General features: G+C 72.6%; 24 protein-coding genes. 14 read left to right on the top strand and 10 right to left on the bottom strand.

Going from position 1 to position 23,169, the window contains the following annotated elements; translation table 11 throughout:
* Positions 1-136 precede the first annotated feature (136 nt).
* The 4 genes from ACNAVT_RS08920 (at position 137) to ACNAVT_RS08905 (ending at position 6,153) form a co-directional block, all read left to right on the top strand.
* On the top strand, positions 137-1,075 hold the full coding sequence (locus tag ACNAVT_RS08920) for an ABC transporter ATP-binding protein (RefSeq protein WP_416294562.1): 939 nt from the start codon (positions 137-139) through the stop codon (positions 1,073-1,075).
* Complete coding sequence (locus ACNAVT_RS08915; protein WP_416294560.1) at positions 1,072-1,896, top strand: ABC transporter permease; 825 nt, start codon at positions 1,072-1,074, stop codon at positions 1,894-1,896. Before ACNAVT_RS08920 ends, ACNAVT_RS08915 begins: the two co-directional genes overlap by 4 nt.
* A gap of 260 nt (positions 1,897-2,156) precedes the next feature.
* Positions 2,157-5,882 (top strand): multifunctional oxoglutarate decarboxylase/oxoglutarate dehydrogenase thiamine pyrophosphate-binding subunit/dihydrolipoyllysine-residue succinyltransferase subunit, encoded by a 3,726-nt coding sequence (locus tag ACNAVT_RS08910; RefSeq protein ID WP_416294558.1) that lies wholly within the window; start codon positions 2,157-2,159, stop codon positions 5,880-5,882.
* Positions 5,883-5,973: 91 nt separating this feature from the next.
* The gene (locus ACNAVT_RS08905; RefSeq protein ID WP_089009804.1) at positions 5,974-6,153 is read left to right on the top strand and encodes a DUF6104 family protein; all 180 of its coding nucleotides are present in this window, start codon (positions 5,974-5,976) and stop codon (positions 6,151-6,153) included.
* A gap of 21 nt (positions 6,154-6,174) precedes the next feature.
* Here ACNAVT_RS08905 and ACNAVT_RS08900 read toward each other — a convergent pair whose 3' ends face one another.
* Positions 6,175-6,762: a TetR/AcrR family transcriptional regulator gene (locus ACNAVT_RS08900; RefSeq protein WP_416294556.1), complete on the bottom strand. Its 588-nt coding sequence runs from the start codon at positions 6,760-6,762 to the stop codon at positions 6,175-6,177.
* A gap of 47 nt (positions 6,763-6,809) precedes the next feature.
* On the opposite strand from ACNAVT_RS08900, the gene ACNAVT_RS08895 reads away from it, so the two are divergent.
* From ACNAVT_RS08895 to ACNAVT_RS08885, 3 genes are all read left to right on the top strand, one after another.
* Positions 6,810-7,355: a GNAT family N-acetyltransferase gene (locus tag ACNAVT_RS08895; RefSeq protein ID WP_416294554.1), complete on the top strand. Its 546-nt coding sequence runs from the start codon at positions 6,810-6,812 to the stop codon at positions 7,353-7,355.
* 72 nt (positions 7,356-7,427) lie between these two features.
* The gene (pta, locus tag ACNAVT_RS08890) at positions 7,428-9,500 is read left to right on the top strand and encodes a phosphate acetyltransferase (protein ID WP_416294552.1); all 2,073 of its coding nucleotides are present in this window, start codon (positions 7,428-7,430) and stop codon (positions 9,498-9,500) included.
* Positions 9,497-10,618, top strand: coding sequence for an acetate/propionate family kinase (locus ACNAVT_RS08885; RefSeq protein WP_416294550.1), 1,122 nt, complete (start codon positions 9,497-9,499; stop codon positions 10,616-10,618). Before pta ends, ACNAVT_RS08885 begins: the two co-directional genes overlap by 4 nt.
* A 22-nt stretch (positions 10,619-10,640) precedes the next feature.
* On the opposite strand, the gene ACNAVT_RS08880 is transcribed toward ACNAVT_RS08885, so the two are convergent.
* Positions 10,641-10,811, bottom strand: a complete 171-nt coding sequence (locus ACNAVT_RS08880; RefSeq protein ID WP_416294548.1) for a hypothetical protein — start codon at positions 10,809-10,811, stop codon at positions 10,641-10,643.
* A 156-nt stretch (positions 10,812-10,967) separates the two neighbouring features.
* On the opposite strand from ACNAVT_RS08880, the gene ACNAVT_RS08875 reads away from it, so the two are divergent.
* Both ACNAVT_RS08875 and ACNAVT_RS08870 read left to right on the top strand, forming a co-directional pair.
* On the top strand, positions 10,968-11,948 hold the full coding sequence (locus tag ACNAVT_RS08875; protein WP_416294547.1) for an alpha/beta hydrolase family protein: 981 nt from the start codon (positions 10,968-10,970) through the stop codon (positions 11,946-11,948).
* 139 nt (positions 11,949-12,087) lie between these two features.
* A complete protein-coding gene (locus ACNAVT_RS08870; RefSeq protein WP_416294545.1) occupies positions 12,088-13,050 on the top strand; it encodes an alpha/beta hydrolase family protein in 963 nt (320 codons plus the stop codon).
* A gap of 7 nt (positions 13,051-13,057) precedes the next feature.
* Here ACNAVT_RS08870 and ACNAVT_RS08865 read toward each other — a convergent pair whose 3' ends face one another.
* The 3 genes from ACNAVT_RS08865 to ACNAVT_RS08855 form a co-directional block, all read right to left on the bottom strand.
* Positions 13,058-14,020 (bottom strand): zinc-binding dehydrogenase, encoded by a 963-nt coding sequence (locus ACNAVT_RS08865; RefSeq protein ID WP_416294543.1) that lies wholly within the window; start codon positions 14,018-14,020, stop codon positions 13,058-13,060.
* A 71-nt stretch (positions 14,021-14,091) separates the two neighbouring features.
* Positions 14,092-15,267, bottom strand: a complete 1,176-nt coding sequence (locus ACNAVT_RS08860) for an NAD(P)-dependent malic enzyme (RefSeq protein ID WP_416294542.1) — start codon at positions 15,265-15,267, stop codon at positions 14,092-14,094.
* A 140-nt stretch (positions 15,268-15,407) separates the two neighbouring features.
* Positions 15,408-15,761 carry a S24/S26 family peptidase gene (locus ACNAVT_RS08855; RefSeq protein WP_416294540.1) on the bottom strand — a complete coding sequence of 118 codons (354 nt, stop codon included), beginning with the start codon at positions 15,759-15,761 and terminating at the stop codon, positions 15,408-15,410.
* 84 nt (positions 15,762-15,845) lie between these two features.
* Here ACNAVT_RS08855 and sodN point away from each other — a divergent pair, with 84 nt between their 5' ends.
* The 3 genes from sodN (at position 15,846) to ACNAVT_RS08840 (ending at position 17,211) form a co-directional block, all read left to right on the top strand.
* Positions 15,846-16,250, top strand: coding sequence for a superoxide dismutase, Ni (gene sodN, locus ACNAVT_RS08850; RefSeq protein WP_416294538.1), 405 nt, complete (start codon positions 15,846-15,848; stop codon positions 16,248-16,250).
* Between the two features lie 65 nt (positions 16,251-16,315).
* On the top strand, positions 16,316-16,771 hold the full coding sequence (locus ACNAVT_RS08845; protein WP_416294713.1) for a GNAT family N-acetyltransferase: 456 nt from the start codon (positions 16,316-16,318) through the stop codon (positions 16,769-16,771).
* Positions 16,772-16,803: 32 nt separating this feature from the next.
* Positions 16,804-17,211: an ATP-binding protein gene (locus ACNAVT_RS08840; protein ID WP_416294536.1), complete on the top strand. Its 408-nt coding sequence runs from the start codon at positions 16,804-16,806 to the stop codon at positions 17,209-17,211.
* A gap of 77 nt (positions 17,212-17,288) precedes the next feature.
* On the opposite strand, the gene ACNAVT_RS08835 is transcribed toward ACNAVT_RS08840, so the two are convergent.
* Positions 17,289-17,723 (bottom strand): hypothetical protein, encoded by a 435-nt coding sequence (locus ACNAVT_RS08835; RefSeq protein WP_416294534.1) that lies wholly within the window; start codon positions 17,721-17,723, stop codon positions 17,289-17,291.
* On the opposite strand from ACNAVT_RS08835, the gene ACNAVT_RS08830 reads away from it, so the two are divergent.
* Positions 17,722-18,672 (top strand): diacylglycerol/lipid kinase family protein, encoded by a 951-nt coding sequence (locus tag ACNAVT_RS08830; protein ID WP_416294532.1) that lies wholly within the window; start codon positions 17,722-17,724, stop codon positions 18,670-18,672. The genes ACNAVT_RS08835 and ACNAVT_RS08830 overlap by 2 nt on opposite strands.
* 448 nt (positions 18,673-19,120) lie before the next feature.
* Positions 19,121-19,378: a WhiB family transcriptional regulator gene (locus tag ACNAVT_RS08825; RefSeq protein ID WP_073834718.1), complete on the top strand. Its 258-nt coding sequence runs from the start codon at positions 19,121-19,123 to the stop codon at positions 19,376-19,378.
* 83 nt (positions 19,379-19,461) lie between these two features.
* Here the strand turns inward: ACNAVT_RS08825 and ACNAVT_RS08820 are convergent, their stop codons facing one another.
* From ACNAVT_RS08820 to ACNAVT_RS08805, 4 genes are read right to left on the bottom strand one after another with little or no spacing between them, the layout of a single operon-like run.
* Positions 19,462-20,238, bottom strand: coding sequence for a sirohydrochlorin chelatase (locus ACNAVT_RS08820; RefSeq protein ID WP_416294530.1), 777 nt, complete (start codon positions 20,236-20,238; stop codon positions 19,462-19,464).
* Positions 20,220-20,984, bottom strand: a complete 765-nt coding sequence (locus ACNAVT_RS08815; RefSeq protein ID WP_416294528.1) for a phosphoadenylyl-sulfate reductase — start codon at positions 20,982-20,984, stop codon at positions 20,220-20,222. The genes ACNAVT_RS08820 and ACNAVT_RS08815 overlap by 19 nt, the downstream gene beginning before the upstream one ends.
* Positions 20,981-21,139: a hypothetical protein gene (locus tag ACNAVT_RS08810; protein WP_416294526.1), complete on the bottom strand. Its 159-nt coding sequence runs from the start codon at positions 21,137-21,139 to the stop codon at positions 20,981-20,983. Before ACNAVT_RS08810 ends, ACNAVT_RS08815 begins: the two co-directional genes overlap by 4 nt.
* Positions 21,136-22,842 carry a nitrite/sulfite reductase gene (locus tag ACNAVT_RS08805; protein WP_416294524.1) on the bottom strand — a complete coding sequence of 569 codons (1,707 nt, stop codon included), beginning with the start codon at positions 22,840-22,842 and terminating at the stop codon, positions 21,136-21,138. The genes ACNAVT_RS08810 and ACNAVT_RS08805 overlap by 4 nt, the downstream gene beginning before the upstream one ends.
* Positions 22,843-23,169: the final 327 nt, after the last annotated feature.

The following is a 23,169-nucleotide window of genomic DNA, read 5'->3' as shown; positions in this document are numbered from 1 at the left end:
CTGCCAGCGACGGAGAAGGGCGTACCCGTCCCGCCCGATTGACCGGGTTGCGCGAGGTTGTCAGGCTGTCCCACGGCGCCGCCGCAAACGGCGTCCCCACCGGCGCGCCCGCGCGCCGTGCCAGGAGAGGAGAAAGATGTCCGACGGGCAGTGGAGCCCCAGCGCCGGGACCGGTCAGATCGTGGTGTCCGGACTGACGAAGCAGTACAAGAACGTCCGGGCGGTCGACAATCTGTCCTTCACCGTCCAGCCGGGGCGGGTGACCGGCTTCCTCGGCCCGAACGGCGCCGGCAAGACGACCACCCTGCGCATGCTGCTCAACCTGGTCACCCCGACCGCCGGCCAGGCCACCATCGGCGGCCACCGGTACGCCGACCTGGCCGACCCGCTGCGGTCGGTGGGCGCGGTGCTGGAGGCGTCCAGCGCGCACAAGGGCCGCACCGGGATCAACCACCTGCGGGTGATCTGCGCGGCGGCGGGCCTGCCCCGCCAGCGGGCCGACGAGGCCCTCGCGCTGGTCGGGCTCACCCCGGCCGCGAAGCGCAAGTTCAAGGGCTACTCGCTGGGTATGAAGCAGCGGCTCGGCATCGCCGCCGCGATGCTGGGCAACCCGCAGGTGCTGATCCTCGACGAGCCGGCCAACGGCCTCGACCCGGAGGGCATCCGCTGGATGCGCGGCTTCCTCAAGGGGCTGGCCGCCGAGGGGCGGACGGTGCTGGTCTCCAGCCACCTGCTCTCCGAGATGCAGCTGCTCGCCGACGACGTGGTGATCATCGCGGCCGGCAAGCTGGTCCGGCAGGGGCCGGTGGACCAGGTGATCGGCTCGATGACGCACGGCACCCGGGTGCGGGTACGCACCCCGCAGGCCGAGGAGCTGGCCACGGCGCTGCGCGAGCAGTCGGCCACGGTCGACGCCGACGGTCACGGCGCGCTGCTGGTGTCTGGGGTGGACGCGCCGACCGTCGGCCGGGTTGCCCTGGCCACCAAGGTGGAGCTGCACGAGCTGACCACCGAGCGCCCCGACCTGGAGGGGGTCTTCCTGGAGCTGACGGCCGGAAAGGCGGAGATCCGATGAACCTGGTCCGTTCCGAGCTGCTCAAGATCCGTACGACCAGCACCTGGTGGATCTTCGGCCTGATCACCCTGCCGCTCTGGGCCCTCGCCCTGTTCTTCAACTGGCTGCAGACCGAAGCCCTGACCAGCGGAAACCTGGGCGATGTGCCGGCCGAGCAGGCCGACCAGGTCCAGGCGGTCTCCACCGCGGACAGCCTGGCCGCCAACCTCTACACCAACGGCCAGTTCTTCGGCCTGCTCATCGTGATGCTGCTCGGCATCGTCGTGGTGACCAGCGAGTTCTTCCACCAGACGGTGACCACGACGTTCCTCACCGCGCCGCACCGCACCGCGGTGATGCTGGCCAAGCTGGCCGCCGCCGGCGTGCTGGCCCTGCTGTTCTGGCTGGCTACCACGGTGCTCAACCTGGCCATCGCCCCGCTGGTGCTGAACGCGGTGGACGTCGGCTCCCACCTCGGGAGCGGGGCCGTGTGGCGGGCGATCGCCCTCAACGGGCTGGCCTACCTGCTCTGGTCGGTGCTGGGCGTCGGGATCGGCGTGCTCATCCGCAGCCAGATCGGCGCCACGGTGACCGGCATCCTGCTCTACCTGGGCGGCACCATCGGCGCCGCCATCGCGATCAGCCTGCTGGCCCAGAAGTTCGGCGAGTGGATCAACAAGCTCCAGCTGCTGGTCCCCTCGCTGGCGTCGAGCCTGATGGTGAGCGGGGCCGAGATCCCTGGCAACCCGCCCCGCTGGGCGGGGGCCGCGGTGCTGATCGGGTACGCCGTCGTGACCGGCGTGATCGGGGTGCTGACCATCCGGCGACGCGACATCTCCTGAGTCGCATCCCCGACCGGGCCCCGGGCGGTGGCGTTTCGTCACTGTCCGGGGCCTTTCGTCCCATAGCAGGTCTCGATGGAACACGTGGCGGTTGCGGCACTTCTGGCATCTTCTGTGAAACGCAACACCAGCCGGAGGCGAGAATGCCTGCGACATTCGCACGGCGTAGCCTGGGAGCCGTCCTCCGCGCCCACCGCAATCGGGCATCGGAGGACACCGCGTGACATTACGAACCCGCGTGAAAGAGGCGATCAGCGGACGTGTCGACCCAGCAGACTTCGCAGGAGAACCCACTGGCGGGTTTCGGCCCGAACGAGTGGATCGTCGAGGAGATGTACCAGCGCTACCTCGCCGACCCCTCGAGCGTGGACCCGGCCTGGCACGACTTCTTCGCCGACTACCGGCCGGGCCCGGGTGCCGCGACTCCGCGCCCCGACGGCAAGGCCGCGCCGGCCGTGCGCCCGGAGCCGGGTGAGCAGCAGGAGGCCGTTGCCAGCGTCGCCGAGAAGCCGGCCAGGCCGGCCCCCGCCGCCAAGGCCGCCCCGGCGAAGCCGGCGCCCAAGCCGGTGGAGAAGCCCGCCGCCAAGCCGGCCGCGCCGGCGAAGCCGGCCGCCAAGGCCCCGGCCGTGAGCGCCGCCGGCACCACCCCGCTGCGCGGGGTCGCCGCCAAGATCGTGCAGAACATGGACGCCTCACTCGCCGTGCCGACCGCCACGAGCGTCCGCGCGGTCCCGGCGAAGCTGCTGGTGGACAACCGCATCGTCATCAACAACCACCTTGCCCGTGGTCGTGGCGGCAAGGTGAGCTTCACCCACCTGATCGGGTACGCGATGGTCCGGGCGCTGGTCGAGCACCCGGAGATGAACAACTCCTACGCCGAGGTCGACGGCAAGCCGGCGATGGTCCGCCCGGAGCACGTCAACCTGGGCATCGCCATCGACCTGGCCAAGCCGGACGGCAGCCGCACCCTGGTGGTGCCCTCCATCAAGGCCTGCGAGCAGATGGACTTCCGGAAGTTCTGGCAGGCGTACGAGGACGTGGTCCGGCGCGCCCGCCGCAACGAACTGACCATGGACGACTACTCCGGCACCACCATCTCGCTGACCAACCCGGGCGGCATCGGCACGGTGCACTCGATCCCGCGCCTGATGCAGGGCCAGAGCGCCATCATCGGCGTCGGCGCCATGGAATACCCGGCGCCGTACGAGGGCATGAGCGAGGCCACCCTGGCCGAGCTGGCGGTCAGCAAGGTCATCACGCTGACCAGCACGTACGACCACCGGATCATCCAGGGCGCGCAGTCCGGCGAGTTCCTCAAGGTGATGCACGAGCTGCTGCTCGGCGAGCGCGGCTTCTACGACGAGGTCTTCACCTCGCTGCGCCTCCCGTACGAGCCGGTGCGCTGGATGCGGGACGTGGCCGTCAGCTCCGAGGGCCAGATCAACAAGACCGCGCGGGTGCACGAGCTGATCCACGCGTACCGGGTGCGCGGCCACCTGATGGCCGACACCGACCCGCTGGAGTTCACGATCCGCAAGCACCCGGACCTGGACGTCCTCCAGCACGGGCTGACCCTGTGGGACCTTGACCGGGTCTTCCCGGTCAACGGCTTCGCCGGCAGGCAGCGGATGAAGCTGCGCGAGATCCTCGGCGTGCTGCGCGACTCGTACTGCCGCCGGGTCGGCATCGAGTACATGCACATCCAGGACCCGGAGGAGCGGCGCTGGATCCAGGAGCGGATCGAGCGCAAGTACGAGAAGCCGACCCCCGACGAGCAGAAGCACGTGCTCAACCGGCTCAACGCCGCCGAGGCGTTCGAGACCTTCCTGCAGACCAAGTACGTCGGCCAGAAGCGCTTCTCGCTGGAGGGCGGCGAGTCGCTGATCCCGCTGCTCGGCGAGGTGCTGGAGGGCTCCGCCGAGGCCGGGCTGGACGAGGTCGTCATCGGCATGGCCCACCGCGGCCGGCTCAACGTGCTGGCCAACATCGTCGGCAAGCCGTACGAGAAGATCTTCTCCGAGTTCGAGGGGCACCTCGACCCGCGTTCCACGCAGGGTTCGGGCGACGTGAAGTACCACCTCGGCCAGAACGGCAAGTTCACCACGCCGAACGGCGAGCACGCGGTCAAGGTGTCGGTGGTGGCCAACCCGTCGCACCTGGAGGCCGTGGACCCGGTGCTGGAGGGCATCGTCCGGGCCAAGCAGGACCGGATAGACCTCAAGCTGGAGGGCTACACCGTGCTGCCGCTGGCGGTGCACGGTGACGCCGCCTTCGCCGGCCAGGGTGTGGTCGCCGAGACGCTCAACCTGTCCCAGCTGCGCGGATACCGCACCGGCGGCACGGTGCACGTGGTGGTCAACAACCAGGTCGGCTTCACCACCGCCCCGGAATACAGCCGGTCCAGCCTCTACAGCACCGACGTCGCCCGGATGATCCAGGCGCCGATCTTCCACGTCAACGGCGACGACCCCGAGGCCGTCGTCCGGGTGGCCCGGCTCGCCGTCGAGTACCGGCAGGCGTTCAACAAGGACGTCGTGATCGACATGGTCTGCTACCGCCGGCGCGGGCACAACGAGGGCGACGACCCGTCGATGTCCAACCCGCAGATGTACAAGATCATCGACTCGAAGCGGTCGGTCCGGAAGCTCTACACCGAGGAGCTCATCGGGCGGGGTGACATCACCGTGGAGGACGCGGAGGAGCTGCTGCGCGACTACCAGGCGCAGCTGGAGCGGGTCTTCAAGGCCACCCGGGACGCCGCCACCACGCCGCGCCAGCTCAGCCGGCCCCGCCGCGAGAACGAGCCGGAGCCGCAGGTCGACACCGCCACCGATGCCGCCGTGGTCAAGGCGATCGGCGAGGCGCACGTCAACCTGCCGGAGGGCTTCACCCCGCACAAGCGGATCCAGCAGCTGCTGGACCGGCGGGCCAAGATGTCCGTCGAGGGCGGCATCGACTGGGGCTTCGGCGAGATCATCGCGTTCGGCGCGCTGCTGCACGACGGGGTCACCGTCCGGCTCGCCGGGCAGGACTCCCGCCGCGGCACCTTCGTCCAGCGGCACGCCTCGATCGTCGACTCGAAGACCGGCGACGACTACCTTCCGCTGGCGTCGCTCACCGGCGACGGCGAGCGGTCCCGCTTCTTCGTCCACGACTCGCTGCTGTCCGAGTACGCCGCCATGGGCTTCGAGTACGGCTACTCGGTGGAGAACGTCAACGCGCTGGTCTGCTGGGAGGCACAGTTCGGTGACTTCGTCAACGGCGCCCAGTCGGTGATCGACGAGTTCATCTCCTCCGGCGAGGTGAAGTGGGGCCAGCGCTCCGCGGTCACCCTGCTGCTGCCGCACGGCCACGAGGGCCAGGGCCCGGACCACACCTCCGGCCGCCCGGAGCGGTTCCTGCAGCTCTGCGCCGAGGACAACATGCGGGTGGCCATCCCGACCACCCCGGCGAACTACTTCCACCTGCTGCGTCGCCAGGCCCTGTCGCCGAAGCGCAAGCCGCTGGTGGTGTTCACGCCGAAGTCGCTGCTGCGGCACAAGCTCTGCGTGTCGCCGGTGGAGGACTTCACCTCGGGCACCTTCGAGCCGGTCCTGCGGGACACCGCCGCTCCCGCGCCGGAGCAGGTGAAGCGGGTGCTGCTCTGCTCGGGCAAGGTCTACTACGACCTGTTCCAGGCCCGGCAGGAGCGGGGCGTCACGGACACCGCGATCATCCGGATGGAGCAGCTCTACCCGCTGCCCGTCGAGGAGATCCGGGCCGCCCTGGCGCAGTACCCGAACGCCGAGGACTTCGCCTGGGTCCAGGAGGAGCCGGCCAACCAGGGTGCCTGGTCGTTCGTCGCGCTCAACCTGCTCGAGCACCTCAGCGACGTGCGGCTGCGCCGCATCTCCCGCCCGGCCGCCGCCGCCCCGGCGGTCGGCTCCGCGAAGATGCACGAGGTCGAGCAGGCCGCGCTGATCGAGGCGGCTCTCCCCCGCCCGTGACCTGACCGCACCGCCAGCACCGGGGCAGCGACCGTACGACGGCCGCTGCCCCGGCCTCGTGTGGCGGCCCCACTTCCTGAGAGGACGGACCATGTACTTCACCGACCGTGGCATCGAGGAGCTGGTCGAGCGCCGAGGCGACGAGCAGGTCAGCCTGGAGTGGCTGGGCGAGCGGCTGCGCGACTTCGTCGACCTGAACCCCGAGTTCGAGACCCCGATCGAGCGCTTCGCCACCTGGCTGGCCCGGCTGGACGACGAGGACGACGAGTAGGTCGGTGACCGCGGCCCGGGTTCAGTGGGCCGCGGCCCCGATCAGGCGCAGGTACCGCACGACGGCCGCCGTCGTGCGCTCGGCGTCGCCGGTGGCCAGCAGATCGAGCAGGGCACCGCGCAGCACCGCCAGGCCGAGGGCCGGATCCCGATCGCCGGCGCCGGGGCCGCCGTCGCCCCCACCCTGGACCTCGGCGAGCAGCCGGAGCCAGTCCGCCACCGTCTGCCGGGCGAATCCCGCCCACGGTCCCTCCGGCTCGCTGAGCGAGCGGGCGTACGCCTGGGCCCACAGCACCAGCATCGGACGATGGGCCGGATCCACGAGCCATCCCCAGGTCGTCCGCACCGCCCCCGCGAAGTCGTCCGGGCCCCCCGCCGGGCGGATCTGCCGGAGCGCGGCCAGCTCGTCGGACCTGGCCCGCGCGAGCAGGGCCCGGATCAGCTCCTCCTTCGAGCCGAAGAGAAACAGCAGGACCCGGGGGCTGGACCCGATGGCGGCCGCGAGCGGGCGGAGGGACAGCTCCGCCAGCCCGTGCTCCATCACGTACCCGTACGCCCGCTCCAGCAGTTCCTCGCGGCGGGCGCTGGGGGGTCGCTCTCGCTGGCTCACAGCGCTACTCTGCCACTGAAACGACTGTTTCAGTTGGGAGGGTACCGATGAGCGAGGAGATCCTCATTCGTCCACTGAACCGTCCCGGTGACCTCGGCTGGGTGGTGCTGGCCCACGGCGAGCTGTACGCCGCCGAATTCGGCTGGGACACCAGCTTCGAGGCGCTCGTGGCGCGGATCGTCGCCGACTACGCGGCCGGCCACGACCCGGCACGGGAGGCCGCGTGGATCGCCGAGCTCGACGGTGAGCGGGTGGGCTGCGTCTTCTGCGTGGCGGCGGACGACCGGACGGCGCAGCTGCGGATCCTGCTGGTCGACCCCGCGGCCCGGGGACGGCGCCTCGGCGGCCGGCTCGTCGACGAGTGCCTCGCCTTCGCCCGGCGCGCGGGCTACACCCGGATGCGGCTCTGGACCAATCACCCCCTGGTCGCCGCCCGTCGGATCTACCTCTCCCGTGGCTTCTGCCTGGTCCGGGAGGAACCACACCACAGCTTCGGCACGGACCTGACCGGGCAGGTGTACGAACGGGAGCTGGAGCCGGCCGACGTGGTGTCCGAACCGGCCACCGGACCGGCCGTGCCGGCACCCTCGTGACCGCCGAGCGGGCCGTCGGCCCCGGGCCCAAGGACCCGGGCGGGGTGCGGTGCGATCTTGTAGCGTGAGGTCGTGGCGCGCAGCGTGTACCTCACCAGCGTGGGGTCGGGTGGGGGCAAGTCGACGGTCGCGCTCGGGCTGGCCGAGCTGCTGTCCCGGCAGGTCGAGCGGATCGGTGTGTTCCGGCCGCTGGTTCCCGGCACCGACCCCGACCCCATCCTCGCCCTGCTCACCGAGCGCTACCGGGTGGAGCTGCCGGTCGACGAGCTGTACGGCTCGACGTACGCCGAGGCCACCGCGTTGGTCGCGGACGGCCGGCGGGAGGAGTTGATCTCCCGGATCGTCGCCCGCTACCGGGAGGTGGAGCGGCGCTGTCCGGCGGTGGTCGTGGTCGGCAGCGACTTCGCCGACGGGGACGGCGCCGGCCCGCGCGAGCTGGCGTTCAACGCCCGGCTGGCCACCGAGTTCGGCAGCGTGGTGGTGCCCGTGGTCGACGGATTCGGCCAGCAGCCGGAGGCGATCGCGGCGGCGGTACGCGGGGCGTACCACGACCTGGGGGACCTGGGCGCGACCGTGGTGGCGGTGGTCGCCAACCGGGTGCCCGGATCGATGACGCTGCCCGAACTGCCCGTCCCCGCGTACGCGATCCCGGAGGTCCCGGCCGTGTCGGCGCCGACGGTGGCCGAGGTGGCGGCGGCGCTCGGCGCCACCCTGCTCTCCGGCGACGACGCCGCCCTCGACCGGGACGTGCTCGACTACGTGGTGGGAGCGGCGCACGTGCCCACCCTGCTGGACCACCTGACCGACGGGGCGCTGGTGATCACCCCCGGCGACCGGGCCGACCTGCTGGTGGCCGCGGGCGCCGCGCACGTGGCCGGGCAGGTCTCCCTGGCCGGCATGGTGCTCACCCTCGGCGAGCAACCCGACCCACGGGCAATGCGGCTGGTCGAGCGGCTGAGCACCGGCCTGGCCGTCCTCTCGGTGACCAGCGACAGCTACCACACGGTCGAGGCGTCCAGCCACATCGAGGGCCGGCCCAGCGTGGCGAACCCGCGCAAGGTGGAGGCCGCGCTCGGCGCCTTCGAACGCTGCGTGGACACCGTCGACCTGGCCCGCCGGCTGCGGGTCAGCCGCTCCGAACGGGTCACCCCGCTGATGTTCGAGAACGACCTGATCGACCGGGCCCGGGCACAGCGCCGGCGGCTCGTGCTGCCGGAGGGCGCGGAGGAGCGCATCCTGCGTGCGGCGGAGATCCTGCTGCGCCGCGGCGTCGCCGACCTCACCCTGCTCGGCCGCCCCGACGACATCGCCCGGCGCACCCGGGAGCTGGGCATCGACGTCGGCGACGCGCAGGTGGTCGACCCGGTGACCAGCCAGTGGCGGGACGAGTTCGCCGCCGAGTACGCGAAGCTCCGCGCGCACCGGGGGCTGAGCCTCGAACTGGCCTACGACATCGTGGCCCAGCCCAACTACTTCGGCACCATGATGGTGCAGACCGGGCACGCCGACGGCATGGTCTCCGGCGCCACCCACACCACCGCGGCCACCATCCGGCCGGCCTTCGAGATCATCCGGACCGTGCCGGGCGTCTCGGTGGCCTCCAGCGTCTTTTTCATGCTGCTCGCCGACCGGGTGCTGGTCTACGGCGACTGCGCGGTGAACCGGGTCCCGGACGCCGCCCAGCTCGCCGACATCGCCATCTCGTCGGCCGACACGGCGGCCCGGTTCGGCGTCGAGCCGCGGGTGGCGATGCTGTCGTACTCGACCGGCGGCTCCGGCTTCGGAGCGGACGTGGAGAAGGTCGCGGTGGCCACCGAGCTGGTCCGGGAACGCCGGCCGGAGCTGCTGGTCGAGGGCCCGATCCAGTACGACGCGGCGATCGACCCGCAGGTCGCGGCCACCAAACTGCCGGACAGCCCGGTGGCGGGGCGAGCGACCGTGTTCATCTTCCCGGACCTGAACACCGGCAACAACACGTACAAGGCGGTGCAGCGGTCGGCCGGCGCGGTGGCGGTCGGCCCCGTCATGCAGGGCCTGCGGCGCCCGGTCAACGACCTCTCCCGGGGCGCCACCGTGCCGGACATCGTCAACACGGTGGCGATCACCGCCATCCAGGCCGCCGCGTCGTCGGAGGAGGTCGCGTGACCGACCGGATCCTGGTCCTCAACTGCGGGTCGTCGTCGGTGAAGTACCGGCTGTACGACGGCGAGGAGGTCCGTGACAAGGGCACCGTCGAGCGGGTCGGCGAGCCGGGCGGTGGGCCGGCCGACCACGAGAGCGCGGTCCGGGAGATCATCGACCGGCTCGACCTGGACGGGCTGGCCGGGGTCGGGCACCGGGTGGTGCACGGCGGCCGGAAGTTCAGCGAGCCGGTGCTGCTCGACGACGCCGTGATCGCCGCGATCGAGGACCTGGTGCCGCTCGCCCCGCTGCACAACCCGGCCAACCTGGCCGGGATCCGGGTGGCCCGGGAGGCGTTGCCGGACACCCCGCAGGTCGCCGTCTTCGACACCGCGTTCCACCACACGCTGCCCGAGGCCGCCGAGACCTACGCCATCGACCGGGATCTCGCCGAGCGGTACGGCATCCGCCGGTACGGCTTCCACGGCACCTCGCACGCGTACGTCTCACGGCGCACGGCGGAACTGCTCGGCCGGCCGTACGCGGAGCTGAACACGATCACCCTGCACCTGGGCAACGGGGCGAGCGCCTGCGCGGTCCGCGGCGGGCGGAGCGTGGCCACGTCGATGGGCATGTCCCCGCTGCAGGGCCTGGTCATGGGCACCCGCAGCGGCGACCTCGACCCGACGGTCATCTTCCACCTGCGCCGCGAGGCCGGGATGGGGGTGGACGAGATCGACGACCTGCTCAACCACCGCAGCGGCCTACTCGGCCTGACCGGGGTCAACGACATGCGCGAGGTGCTGGCCCGCCGGGACGCCGGGGAGGCCGCCGCCGCGCTCGCCTTCGACGTCTACCGCCGCCGGATCACCGAGTACGTGGGCGCGTACTACGCCCTGCTCGGGCGGGTCGACGCGATCACCTTCACCGCCGGCGTCGGCGAGCACGCCGCGCCGGTCCGGGCCGCGTCGCTGGCCGGCCTGGAGCGGCTCGGGATCGCCGTCGACCCGGACCGCAACGACGGCAGCGGCGACCGGGTGATCTCGCCGGACGGTGCCGAGGTCGCGGTCTGCGTGGTCGGCACCGACGAGGAGCGCGAGATCGCCCGGGAGACCCGGGACGTGCTCGCCGCCAAGAGCTGATCGCGCCGTCGACGACGGGCGGTCAGCCGAGCGCCAACCAGGCGACCAGGGCGACCACCACCACGGCCACGCCGATGCCGACGAACAGCGGCAGCCGGGACGGGGCCTCCGCCGCGGCGGCGGTGTCGGGCGACTCGACGAAGGCGCGGAACTGCGCGGTGTTGCCGCTCGGGTCGGTGTAGTTCTCAGACATGCGCGTGACCCTAGCGAAGCCCGTCAACCGGCAGGGTCCCGCCGGGCCGGTGACGGAAACCCGATCCGGCCGGCGGAGGACTTTCGGCCGGGTGGCGGTGGCAACCAATCCGGTCGGGCGGGCCTGGCCGCCCACCCGGCCGCATACCGTGCAGGGGTGGGGGTTCAGCGGCTGGTCGCCGCGTTGGTGACGGCGCTGCTGGCCGGCTGCGGTCCGGCCACCGCCGCGACCGTCGACCCGGCCCCACCGGCCCCCCGGCACGCCCCGCAGCGGACGTACGCGGTCGGCGTGCGGCAGTTCGTCGTCGACCCCGGCGGCCCCCGACCGCTCCCGGTCACCGTCTGGTATCCGGTGGAGCCCACCACCCCGGCAACGCCCGCCGCGCCGAGCGGCCCGCCGACGGCACCCGCCACCACGTCGGCCGGCCCGGTCGTACGGCCGGGGGCGCCGGTGGCCGCCGGGAGGTTTCCGGTGGTGATCTACAGCCACGGCCTGCGCAGCCTCCCCGAGCTGCACGCCCCGCTGACCACCCGCTGGGCCGCCACCGGCTTCGTGGTGGCCGCGCCGACCTTTCCGCGTACGAACCTGCGGGCCCGGGACTTCACCCGGGTCGACGTCCGCAACCAGCCCGCCGACGGCTGGCGGCTGATCCGCCACCTGGTCCGCCTCACCACCCGCCCCGACGACCCGCTGGCCGGGCACCTCGACGTCACCCGCATCGCCGCCGCCGGGCACTCGGCGGGTGGTTTCACCACGGCCGGCATGTTCACCTCGGGGCACTCGACGCGGCTGCGTTCGGGGATCGTGATCGCCGCTGGCGGGGTGGCCGGCAGCTTCGCCGGACCGGTCGCGCCGCTGCTGTTCGTGCACGGCGGCGCCGACCCGATCGTGCCGGAGTCGGTCGGCCGGGCCGGGTACGCCCGCGCGCTCGGGCCGGCCGCCTTCCTGAGCCTCCCCGGTCAGGGCCACGGCGAGTACCTGACCCCGGGTCGCCCGGGCTTCGCCCAGGTCCTCGCCACCACCACCGACTTTCTCCGCTGGACCCTCTACGACGATCCGGCCGCGCTGCACCGTCTCCCCACCGACGCGGCCCTCTCCGGCGTCACCACCCTCACCACCCGCGCCCTGCCCCGCTGACGACGGCCGGCGGGCGGGCCCGCCTCCGGAGCAGCCTGCCCGCTCAACGGGAGCGGTGAGACCACCGGGCCGCGCCGATCGGGTCATGCCGCGTACGACGCCGGCCGGCCGGGCCGGATCGCGAGGCAGAATCGTCCTCATGCTCCGTCGCCGTGCCGCTCTGGTCACCGCCACTCTGCTCGCCGCGGGGCTGGCCGGCTGCTCCGGCGGGACGGCCCCGGCCAGGCGCGCCGCCCCGAGTTCGCCACCGGCGGCGAGCACGTCGGCGCCGCCGGTGGCCGCCGGGCACGCCCCCACCGAGAGCTTCGCGGTCGGCGTACGCCAGCTGCCGCTGAACCGCGACGGCGACCGCGCCCTCCCGGTGACCGTCTGGTATCCGGCCCAGGGCGCGGCCGGCGGGGCGCCTGAGCGGTCCGCGCCGGCCGCGCACGGGCGGTTCCCGGTGGTGATGTTCAGCCACGGGCTGGGCGCCCGGCCGGAGGACTACCAGCTGCTGCTGAGCCGCTGGGCGGCGGCCGGGTTCGTGGTGGCCGCGCCGCGGTTCCCGCACACCGGCACGGGCGGCGACGGCAACGTGCTCGACGTGCTCAACCAGCCGGCCGACGTCTCGTACGCGCTGAGCCAGGTGCTCGCGCTCGACGCGAAGGCGGGGGACCCGCTGCGCGGCCGGCTCGACCCCGACCGGGTGGCCGCGGCCGGGCACAGCGCGGGCGGGGTGACCACGATCGGGCTCTTCACCGCCGGCCGGGACGAGCGGCTGGACGCCGGCATCGTCTTCGCCGGTACGGCGCTCGGCGTCGGCACCGCCTTCGCCGGGGCGGCCGCGCCGCAGCTCTTCGTGCACGGCGAGGCCGACGAGGTGGTGGACTACGCCGCCGGCAAGGCGGCCTACGACGCGGTGCCCTGGCCGAAGGCGATGCTCAGCCTGCCGAAGGGCGACCACGGGCGGGCCCTGCTCACCGACGGCGGGGCGCTCCGGGTGGTCGCCGACACCACCGTCGAGTTCCTGCGCTGGACCCTCTACGGCGACGCGGCGGCGAAGAAGCGCCTCCCCGCCGACGCCACCCGGGGCGGCCTGGCCAACCTCGACGACCACCTCTGACCAGCGGTCAGGCGGTGTGGTCGACGACCACCTTGCCGAAGACGCCGCCGGAGGCGAGGCGGGCGAACGCGTCCTCGATCCGGCTGAACGGCAGCACGCTGTCGACCACCGGGCGTATCTGTTCCGCGGCGCAGAACGCGAGCAGCTCGGTGAGCTCGCCCGGAGTGCCCATCGAGGTGCCGAGGATCTCCAGCTGCATGGCGAAGACCCGGCGCAGGTTGATCTTGGGCTCGTGCCCGGCGGTGGCACCGGAGACCACGATCCGGGCCATCGGCGCGGCCGACTTCAGCGAGTGGTCGAAGGTGGCCGCGCCGACCGTCTCGATCACCACGTCGACCCGCTCGGGCAGCCGGGCGCCGGGCGCCAGCGCGGTCGCGCCCAGCTCGGTGATCCGCTCCCGCTTGCCGGCGTCGCGGCTGGTCGCGTACACCCGCTTGCCGAGCGCGACGCCGAGCGCGACCGCCGCGGTGGCCACACCCCCGCCGGCCCCCTGCACCAGCACCGACTCGCCGTCGGCCACCCGGCCCTTGGTGGTGAGCATCCGCCACGCGGTGAGCCAGGCCGTGGGCAGGCAGGCCGCGTCGGTCGCCGACAGGCCGTCCGGGAGCGGCAGCAGGTTCATCCGGGGTACGGCCACCCGCTCGGCGAAGGTGCCGGGGAAGTGCTCGGAGAGAATGGAGACCCCGCGCGGGTCGCCCGGGGTGGGCACCACGGGGTAGATGACCACCTCGTTGCCGTCCGGGTCGGTGCCGACGGCGTCGCAGCCGAGGATCATCGGGAGCTGGTCGGCGGTGAGCCCCACGCCACGCAGCGACCAGAGGTCGTGGTGGTTGAGCGAGCTGGCCCGTACCTGCACGGTGACCCAGTCCGGCTCGGGGTGGGTCGGCTCGGGACGGTCGCCGACGGTGAGGGCGGCGAGCGGGTTGTCGGCGTCGAGGGCCGAGGCATAGGCGGCACGCATGATCGGCACGGTAACAAGCGGAGCGCGGGTCAAGAAGGGCGAACGGGCCGGAGCCGCCCCCGGGCCCGTTCGTCGCGCGGTCAGCGGCGGGCGACCCCGTCGCGCCGGGCGGCCTCGGCGACGGCCTCGGCGACCGCCGGGGCGACCCGCGGGTCGAGCGGCGAGGGCACGATGGCCTCCGCGGTGAGTGTCTCGGCGACCACGCCGGCGATGGCGTCGGCGGCGGCCACCTTCATCCCGTCGGTGATCCGGGTGGCGCGGGCGTCCAGTGCGCCCCGGAACACGCCGGGAAAGGCGAGCACGTTGTTGATCTGGTTGGGGTAGTCGCTGCGCCCGGTGGCGACCACCGCGACGTGCCGGGCGGCCACCTCGGGGTGCACCTCGGGGGTGGGGTTGGCCAGCGCGAAGACGATGCCGCCCGGAGTCATCCCGGCCACCGCCTCCTCAGGGATCTGCCCGCCGGAGACGCCGACCAGCACGTCCGCCCCGCGCAACGCCTCGGTGACGCCGCCCTGGCGGCCCTCGGCGTTGGTGGTCTCGGCCAGCTCTGCCTTGGTGCCGGTCAGCTCCCGGTGCCGGCCGATGATGCCCCTGGAGTCGCAGACCACCACCTGGTCCGGGTTCACTCCCCCGGCGATCAGCATCTTCGTCACCGCGACGCCGGCCGCGCCGGCCCCGCTCACGGCCACCCGCAGGTCGCCGAGCTTGCGGTTGAGCAGGGTGGCCGCGTTGCGCAGCGCGGCCAGCACCACGATCGCCGTGCCGTGCTGGTCGTCGTGGAAGACCGGGATCGACAGCGCCTCGTCCAGCCGGCGTTCCACCTCGAAGCAGCGCGGGGCGCTGATGTCCTCCAGGTTGATCCCGCCGAACGACGGGGCCAGCGCCCGGACCGTCGCCACGATCTCGTCGACGTCCTGGGTGTCCAGGCAGATCGGCACCGCGTCCACGCCCGCGAACTGCTTGAACAGCACCGCCTTGCCCTCCATCACCGGCAGCGCCGCGCGCGGGCCGATGTTGCCCAGGCCGAGCACGGCGGAACCGTCCGTGACGACGGCGACGGTGTGCGACACCCAGGTGTACTCGTCGACGAGGTCGGGGTCGGCCGCGATCGCCTCGCACACCCGGGCCACCCCCGGGGTGTACGCGAGGGAGAGGTCCTCCCGGCTGGTGAGCGGAACGGTCGACGCGACGGCCATCTTGCCGCCGGCGTGCAGCCGGAAGACAGGATCGGCGGGGTCCAGGGTGGACGTAGACATGGTGACTCCAGGATCTGTCGAGCAGACGGACCGGCCGGCTCGGCGCGCGATGGTCAGCGGCCAGCGGGGCGGCGGTGCGGGGGGTCACCCGGGCACTTTCCGAGCATAGTCAGGCGCCCGTCACCCGGGTGTGAGCGGGGTCATATCCAGTGCGGCCGACGTTTGACCAGCCCGGGACGCGGCCAGTACCGGGCCACCACCCGGCCTGCGACGTCCGCCACCCCGTACGCCCGGGAGTCGTCCCTGACCAGGTCGTTGTCGCCGCGTAGCCACCAGCCGCCGTCCTGGCGGCGGACCGCGCGCTTGACCACGAGCAGGTCGGGGCGGCTGCGGAAGACCGCGATCACCACGTCGCCGGGGCGTACCGGCCGACCGCCGGTGCGCACCAGCACCGCGTCCCCGTGCCGCAGCGTCGGGGCCATGGAGGGGCCGGTGACCAGCACGGCCGCCAGCGGACGGCGGAGCGCGGCACGGGCCGGATCGTTCGCACGCACCGGGTTTCACCTCCCGCCCGCCGGGGAGCATGTCCAGGAGTAATGTCGGCTTGGATCATCGCAAACATCCCATGGAGGACCCTGATGCGCCTTCCCCGCATCCTCTCGCCCCGTGTGACGGCCAGTGCCCACTGTGACCTGCCGTGCGGCGTTTACGACCCGGCCCAGGCGCGGATCGAGGCCGAGTCGGTCAAAATGATCTGCGAGAAGTACCAGTCCAACACCGATCCGGAGTTCCGCACCCGGGCCATCGTCATCAAGGAGCAGCGCGCCGAGCTGGTCAAGCACCACCTCTGGGTGCTCTGGACCGACTACTTCAAGCCGGCCCACTTCGAGAAGTACCCGCACCTGCACCAGCTCTTCAACGAGGCCACCAAGCTGGCCGGCGCGGCCGGCGCCAAGGGTGCGACCGACCCGGCCAAGGCCGACGAGCTACTGTCGAAGATCGACGAGATCTCGAAGATCTTCTGGGAGACCAAGCAGGCGTGAGTCTGCCCGCCCAGGCACCGACGATCCGGCCGGCGCGTCCCGAGGACGTGCCGGCCGTCGTCGCGATGGTGCACGAACTCGCCGACTACGAGCGGGCCCCCGAGCAGTGCCACCTCACCGAGGAGCAGCTGACCGCCGCATTGTTCAGCCCCACGCCGGCGCTGTTCGGGCACGTCGCGGTGGACGCGACGGATCAGCCGATCGGCTTCGCCCTCTGGTTTCTCAACTTCTCCACCTGGGAAGGCGTGCACGGCATCTACCTGGAGGACCTGTACGTCCGTCCAGCGGCCCGGGGCACCGGCGCCGGTCGCCGGCTGCTCGCCACCCTGGCCGCGATCTGCGTCGAGCGCGGTTACCGGCGGCTGGACTGGTGGATGATCCACTGGAACCCGGCGGCCCACTTCTACGCGTCCATCGGCGCGACCCCGATGGACGAGTGGGTGCCGTACCGGCTGACCGGAACAGCCCTGCACGACCTCGCCGCCCAGGCGGCCGCCGCACCAACCCACTCGGACGCCTGAGCGGGTAGAGTCCCGCACCGGGGGGATGAGGCGTGACTCAACTGACCGGCCAGCCGACGACCGACGACGATGTCGTGCACCTCACCGTGCCCGCCGACGGCGCCTACCTCGGCGTGCTCCGCACCGCTACGGCCGGCCTCGCGGCCCGGCTCCAGTTCGCTCTCGACGAGATCGAGGACCTGCGCATCGCGGTCGACGAGGCCTGCGCCATGCTGCTCGCCATCGCCACCCGCAACGCCGAACTGGAGTGCCGGTTCGCGGTCACCGAGGACGCGCTCACCGTCGAGGTGACCGTGCCGACCGTCCGAGGGGCCACGCTCCCCGCCGAGTCGTCCTTCGCCTGGAAGGTGCTCACCGCGCTGACCACCGCGGCGTCCGCCCGGGCCGCCGACGGCCGGGCCACCATCTCCCTGCTCACCCGCCGCGCCTCCGGCTTCTGACGGGTCGTCCATCTCCGGCGGCCGAACGCGCCCGCCGCCCTGCCGGGAGCCAACGCGCCCGGACACCCGCGGGTGGGTCAGTCGAAGCCGAGCGCCCGATTGGTGGGCGAGCTGAGCAGGAGCCCGGTGACCCCGAGCCCGAGCGCCATCAGCGGCACCCCCAGCCAGCCCAGCCCGCCCTGGATCATGTACCAGCCGACCGGCAGCAGCATGAGCTGCAGCACGATGGCCGGTGCTCGGGCGCCCGCCCTGCGGCGTACCAGCGCACTGCCGAGGGCCCAGAGCGCGGCCGCCCCGCCCACCGCGAACGCGGTCACCAGCAACGCCGAGGTCAGGTCGGTGGTACGCGCGGTCAGGTCGGACCAGATCAGCCACGCCGCGACCAGGCCGAGCGCGACCGCCTCGGCGCGCAGCAGCCAGACCGCCCAGCGGAGCGTAATCGGGGCCAGCTCGGAGTCGATCGTCACGCGCGACACGATACCCGTGGGTAGGCGCGGTACAGTGCCGCCCATGCAGGCCGTCCTGGTGGTCAACCCAAAGGCCACCACCACCAGCGAACGCAGCCGGGACGTACTGGTCCGGGCGCTGCGCAGCGAAGTCGACCTGTCTGTGCGGTACACCCGCCGCCGAGGCCACGCGATGGACCTGGCCCGGGAGGCCGCCGAGGAGGGCGTCGACCTGGTGGTGACGCTCGGTGGCGACGGCACGGTCAACGAGGTGGTGAACGGCCTGATGACCGCCGAGCCGCCGACCTTCCGCACGGGGGATACCCCGGCCGAGCGGCTACCGGCGTTGGCCACCGTCCCCGGCGGCTCGACCAACGTCTTCGCCCGCGCGCTCGGCCTGCCACGGGAGTGGCCCGACGGGACCAGCATGATCTTGGAGGGGCTGCGCCTCGGCCGATCCCGCGCCATCGGCCTGGGCCGGGCGGACGACCGCTACTTCACCTTCTGCGCCGGCTTCGGCATCGACGCGGCGGTGATCCACCGGGTCGAACAGGCTCGCCGGCGGGGTCGGGTGTCCACACCGGCGCTCTACCTACGCTCGACGCTGAGCCAGTACTTCCTCGCCTCGGACCGCCGGCATCCGACGATCACGCTGGAGCGCCCGGGCGAGGCGGTGGAGACCGAGCTGTCCACGGTCATCATCCAGAACACCGCGCCCTGGACCTACCTGGGTGAGCGGGAGATCAACCCGAACCCGGAGGCATCGTTCGACCTCGGGCTGGACGTGCTCGCGATGCGGCAGCTGCGAGTAGGCAGCACGGCACGTACGGTGACCCAGTCCTTCTCCCGTCGGCCCGGCCCGCACGGCCGGCAGGTGCTCCAACTGCACGACGTCTCGGAGTTCACCCTGCTCTCGGGCCGCCCGCTGGCTTTCCAGCTCGACGGGGACTACCTGGGTGAGCGGGAAAAAGTTAGATTCGCATCCGTTCCGGCCGCACTGAGAGTAATCTGCTAGGCCTCGGGTACTCCCGTCGGTTGACGCCACCGCCCACCGCTCCCCCCGCGGTGGGACGCCACACCGATGAAGAGGTGCCGGAAATGTCAGCAATGTCACGCGGACTGTACTACATTGATCCTCGACTGTGGTATCCCGGGTAACCAGAGCGCTCTGGAACTCGGACAAAAGGGTGGTGAGCCTGCTCACTGCTCGGAGTTTTTCCGAGCACCACCCCTTGACATCGCCGCAGTTCGTGAAAGTATTCACAAGCGAACTTGTGTTACCGGGACATTGCCTGGATATGCTCGGCAGGTTGAGCTGTTCCAGCAGGCCCGGAGGCTTGCAGCCTGCTCACGCAGCGCCGAATTGATGGATGCTGACCGTCACCAATCGGCAATGCGGATGCATATAGGAAAAGCAACGAAGCGTTATCCGCCACCCATCCAGAATGAGGAGTGTTGCCGCCATGGACTGGCGCCACGATGCCGTCTGCCGCGACGAGGACCCGGAGCTGTTCTTCCCGATCGGGACGTCCGGTCCGGCCCTCCTGCAGGTGGAGCAGGCCAAGGCCGTCTGCCGGCGCTGCCCGGTGACCGACCAGTGCCTGCAGTGGGCGCTGGAGTCCGGTCAGGACGCCGGCGTCTGGGGCGGGATGAGCGAGGAGGAGCGCCGCGCGGTGAAGCGCCGCGGCGGTCTCCGGGTGCTGCGCGCTCACTCCGCCTGATCGCACCACAGCTGCACGCCCCGGTCGGGTCACCCGCCGGGGCGTCTTGCTGCCCGGACCACGACTCCCCCCGGCCACGCTCGTCACCGTAGTTGACCCGCCCCGGCCCCACCCCTGGTCGCAGCGTCGACGCGACGCAGGACCAGGTCGGTGAGTTCGGGCAGGTCGGCGAGGGGGCCTGCGACGGCCACCGCACCGGCCGCACCCGCCGTCGTCACCACCGCGTCGTGGAACCGGCCCGGAGCCAGGAAGTAGGCGGCCACCGCCACCCGCCGGGCCCCGGACGCGCGCAGCTTCGCCACCGCGACGCCGGCCTCCGGGGACGCCGCCGAGGCGTACGACACGTGGCAGGGGACACCGGACTCGGCGCCCAGAGCGGCCGCGACCCGGCCCACCGAGCCGCGCGCCCGCGGATCCCGGGTACCCGCCGCGGCCAGCACCAGGGCGTCGTACCCGGCCGGGGCGGCCTCGGCCAGCCGGCGGCGCAACCCGGCCAGCAGTCCGACGTCCACCGTCCCGTCGGCCGGCCCGAGCACGTCGGTGACCCGTACGTCGATCAGCGGCCCGCCCGCCCCGGCGGCAGCCACCGCCGCGGGGATGTCGACCTTCCGGTGGTATGCGGCGGTCAGCAGCAGCGGCACCAGCACCGCCCGGGGGTGACCGGCGGCGGCGAAGTCCCGCAGCACGCCGGTCGGCCCGGGCTCGGTGTGGTCCAGCCAGCTCGGCCGCACCGTGCTGCCGGGGCGGGCGGCCGCCACGGCCCGGGCCAGCGCCCGGGTCGCCTCGGCCGCCCGCGGGTCACGGCTACCGTGCGCGACCAGCACCACCGGCGGGTCGGGGCTCAGCTGTGCAGGCCGCACTCGGTCTTCTCGAACATGGCCCACCGGCCCGCCCGCGGGTCCTCCCCCGCCTGGGTCCGGCGGGTGCAGGGCCAGCAGCCGATCGAGCCGTAGCCACGGCTGAACAGCTCGTTGACCGGGATGTCGTAGCGGGCGACGTAGGCGTCGACGTCCCGCTGGGTCCAGGCGGCGATCGGGTTCACCTTGACCTTGCCGCGTCGGGCGTCGAAGGCCACCACCGGTGTGTTGGCCCGGGTCGGCGACTCGTCCCGGCGCAGCCCGGCGGCCCAGGCGTCGTATCCGGTCAGCGCCCGCTCCAACGGCTCGACCTTGCGCAGCTGGCAGCAGTCGTCCGGGGACTTGCTGAACAGGCGGGGGCCGTACTGGCCGTCCTGCTGCCCGACGGTCATCCGGGGTCGGATCGACCGCACGTTGACCGGCAGTCGCCGAGCCACCTCGTCGCGGACCTTGAGCGTCTCGGGGAAGTGCAGCCCGGTGTCCAGGAAGACCACGTCGACGCCCGGCGCCACCCGCGAGACCAGGTGAGCCAGCACCCCGTCGGCCATCGAGCTGGTCACGCAGAACCGGTCGCCGAACGTCTCGGCGGCCCAGCGGGCGATCTCCAGCGCGGGAGCGGTGGCCAGCTCCCGGCCGGCCTCCTCGGCGAGCGCGCGCAACTCCTCGGGGTCGCGGCGCAGCGGGTCGGCGGGGACCGGACCGCCGATGCCGACCAGGCCCAGGTTCGCCGCCGACGGCAGGCCCCTCACCGGGACACCGCCCGGGTGAGCAGGCCGGTGAACTTCACCGTGAAGACCCGCGCGCAGGCGTGGCACTCCCAGGCGCCGTGGCCGGCCTCGCTCGGCCGCAGGTCCTCCTCCCCGCAGTACGGGCAGTACAGCGGCACGGAACGGGTGTCGCTCATCGGAGTTCCTCCTCGTCGACCCTGATCACCCAGTTGGCGAAGGTCTCGCCCTCGGTCCGGCCGGCCAGGTAGCGGCGGGCCAGCCGTTCCACGTACTCCGGAAGCTCCTCGGCGGTGGCCTTCAGGCCGCGCAGCTTGCGGCCGAAGCCGGCGGTCTGCCCGTGCGCCATGCCGAGGCCGCCGCCCAGGTGCACCTGGAAGCCCTCCACCTGGCGGCCGTCCGGGCCGACCACCAGCTGGCCCTTGAGCCCGATGTCGGCGACCTGGGTGCGGGCGCAGGCGTTCGGGCAGCCGTTGAGGTGGATGGAGATGTCGGCGTCGAAGTCGCGCAGCCGCTCCTCCAGCCGGGCCACCAACTCCTCGCCGCGCGCCTTGGTCTCGACGATGGCGAGCTTGCAGTACTCGATGCCGGTGCAGGCCATGGTGCCGCGCCGCCAGGCCGAGGGCCGCGCCTCCAGGCCGATCCGGCGCAGCTCCGCCACCAGCGAGTCGGTCCGCTCCGGCGCCACGTCCAGCACCAGCAGCTTCTGGTACGGGGTGAGGCGTACCCGGTCGCTGCCGTGCGCCTCGACCACGTCGGCGAGCCGGGCGAGCTGCGGGCCGGAGACCCGGCCCACCACCGGGGCCGCGCCGACGTAGTTGCGGCCGTCGCGCTGCGGGTGCACGCCGATGTGGTCGACCGGCTTCGCCGGCAACTCCGGGGCCGGGCCGTCGAGCAGCGTCCGGCCCAGGTATTCCTTCTCCAGCACCTCGCGGAACTTCTCCACGCCCCAGTCGGCGACCAGGAACTTCAGCCGAGCCCGGTTACGCAGCCGGCGGTAGCCGTAGTCGCGGAAGATGCCGACCACTCCGACCCAGACGTCCGGCACCTCGGCCAGCGGCACCCAGACGCCGAGGCGCTTGGCCAGCATCGGATTGGTGGAGAGGCCACCGCCGACCCAGAGGTCGAAGCCAGGGCCGTGCTCCGGGTGCTCCACCCCGAGGAAGGCGATGTCGTTCGCCTCGTACGGGGTGTCCACCAGCCAGGAGATCGAGGACTTGAACTTGCGGGGCAGGTTGGAGAACTCCTTGTCACCGACGTACCGGCGGACGATCTCGTCGAGCGCCGGAGTCGGGTCGAGCACCTCGTCCCGGGCCACCCCGGCGACCGGGCTGCCGCAGAACACCCGGGGGCAGTCGCCGCACGCCTCGGTGGTCTGCAGGCCCACCGCCTCCAGCCGGCGCCAGATCTCCGGCACGTCCTCGACCCGGATCCAGTGGAACTGGATGTTCTGCCGGTCGGTGATGTCGGCGGTGTCCCGCGCGAACTCCCGGGAGATGTCCGCGATGACCCGGAGCTGTGCCAGGTTGAGCTGACCGCCGTCCACCCGGACCCGGAGCATGAAGAACTCGTCCTCCAGCTCGTGCGGCTCCAGCACGGCCGTGCGCCCGCCGTCGATGCCCGCCTTGCGCTGCGTGTAGAGGCCCCACCAGCGGAACCGGCCGCGCAGGTCCTGCGGATCGATCGAGGCGAAGCCCCGGTGGGCGTAGATGTTCTCGATCCGGGCGCGCACGTTCAGCGGATCGTCGTCCTTCTTGATCCGCTCGTTGGGGTTGAGCGGCTCGCGGTGCCCGAGCGCCCACTGCCCCTCGCCCCGGGGGCGACGAGGCGCCCGCGCTGCGGGTGGGTTCTCGGACCGGGTGGGGGTGCTGCTGACCGCCATCGCGGCGTCCTCCGTTGTCTGCGGTGCCACGGATACGCGGACGCGACGGCCGGCCCTGGTGGAGGGCCGTGGACGGCGATGTCGGAGACGGCCGGCGCGAGCGCGCCCGAGACAAATTGGTCGGGCGTCGTCAGTGGGCCGGACAGATCGCGCTGCGCACGCGGCCGTAATCGACGTGGCGGCGGGCCACGAAGCGGCGGACGACAGCGGCGGTCATGCGCCATATGCTGCCACACCCGTCGGGCCCCGGCCACCATGCACGGCGGTGATCCCACATCACGGGCCACCGCCATCCATCGGCGTCGTTCGCTGCCGCGTGCTGGCCGG

Origin of the sequence: Micromonospora sp. SL4-19 (genome assembly GCF_047921475.1) — a bacterium.
Taxonomy (GTDB): Bacteria; Actinomycetota; Actinomycetes; order Mycobacteriales; family Micromonosporaceae; genus Micromonospora.
Note: the sequence above shows the minus strand (reverse complement) of the source record. Positions and strands in the feature narration are given on the sequence as shown.

Coding starts and splice junctions, on each gene's coding strand:
- ACNAVT_RS08920 (WP_416294562.1), top strand. CDS start 137: ATGTCCGACGGGCAGTGGAGCCCCAGCGCCGGGACCGGTCAGATCGTG.
- ACNAVT_RS08915 (WP_416294560.1), top strand. CDS start 1,072: ATGAACCTGGTCCGTTCCGAGCTGCTCAAGATCCGTACGACCAGCACC.
- ACNAVT_RS08905 (WP_089009804.1), top strand. CDS start 5,974: ATGTACTTCACCGACCGTGGCATCGAGGAGCTGGTCGAGCGCCGAGGC.
- ACNAVT_RS08895 (WP_416294554.1), top strand. CDS start 6,810: ATGAGCGAGGAGATCCTCATTCGTCCACTGAACCGTCCCGGTGACCTC.
- ACNAVT_RS08880 (WP_416294548.1), bottom strand. CDS start 10,811: ATGTCTGAGAACTACACCGACCCGAGCGGCAACACCGCGCAGTTCCGC.
- ACNAVT_RS08870 (WP_416294545.1), top strand. CDS start 12,088: ATGCTCCGTCGCCGTGCCGCTCTGGTCACCGCCACTCTGCTCGCCGCG.
- ACNAVT_RS08860 (WP_416294542.1), bottom strand. CDS start 15,267: ATGTCTACGTCCACCCTGGACCCCGCCGATCCTGTCTTCCGGCTGCAC.
- sodN (WP_416294538.1), top strand. CDS start 15,846: ATGCGCCTTCCCCGCATCCTCTCGCCCCGTGTGACGGCCAGTGCCCAC.
- ACNAVT_RS08845 (WP_416294713.1), top strand. CDS start 16,316: ATGGTGCACGAACTCGCCGACTACGAGCGGGCCCCCGAGCAGTGCCAC.
- ACNAVT_RS08830 (WP_416294532.1), top strand. CDS start 17,722: ATGCAGGCCGTCCTGGTGGTCAACCCAAAGGCCACCACCACCAGCGAA.
- ACNAVT_RS08835 (WP_416294534.1), bottom strand. CDS start 17,723: ATGGGCGGCACTGTACCGCGCCTACCCACGGGTATCGTGTCGCGCGTG.
- ACNAVT_RS08825 (WP_073834718.1), top strand. CDS start 19,121: ATGGACTGGCGCCACGATGCCGTCTGCCGCGACGAGGACCCGGAGCTG.
- ACNAVT_RS08810 (WP_416294526.1), bottom strand. CDS start 21,139: ATGAGCGACACCCGTTCCGTGCCGCTGTACTGCCCGTACTGCGGGGAG.
- ACNAVT_RS08805 (WP_416294524.1), bottom strand. CDS start 22,842: ATGGCGGTCAGCAGCACCCCCACCCGGTCCGAGAACCCACCCGCAGCG.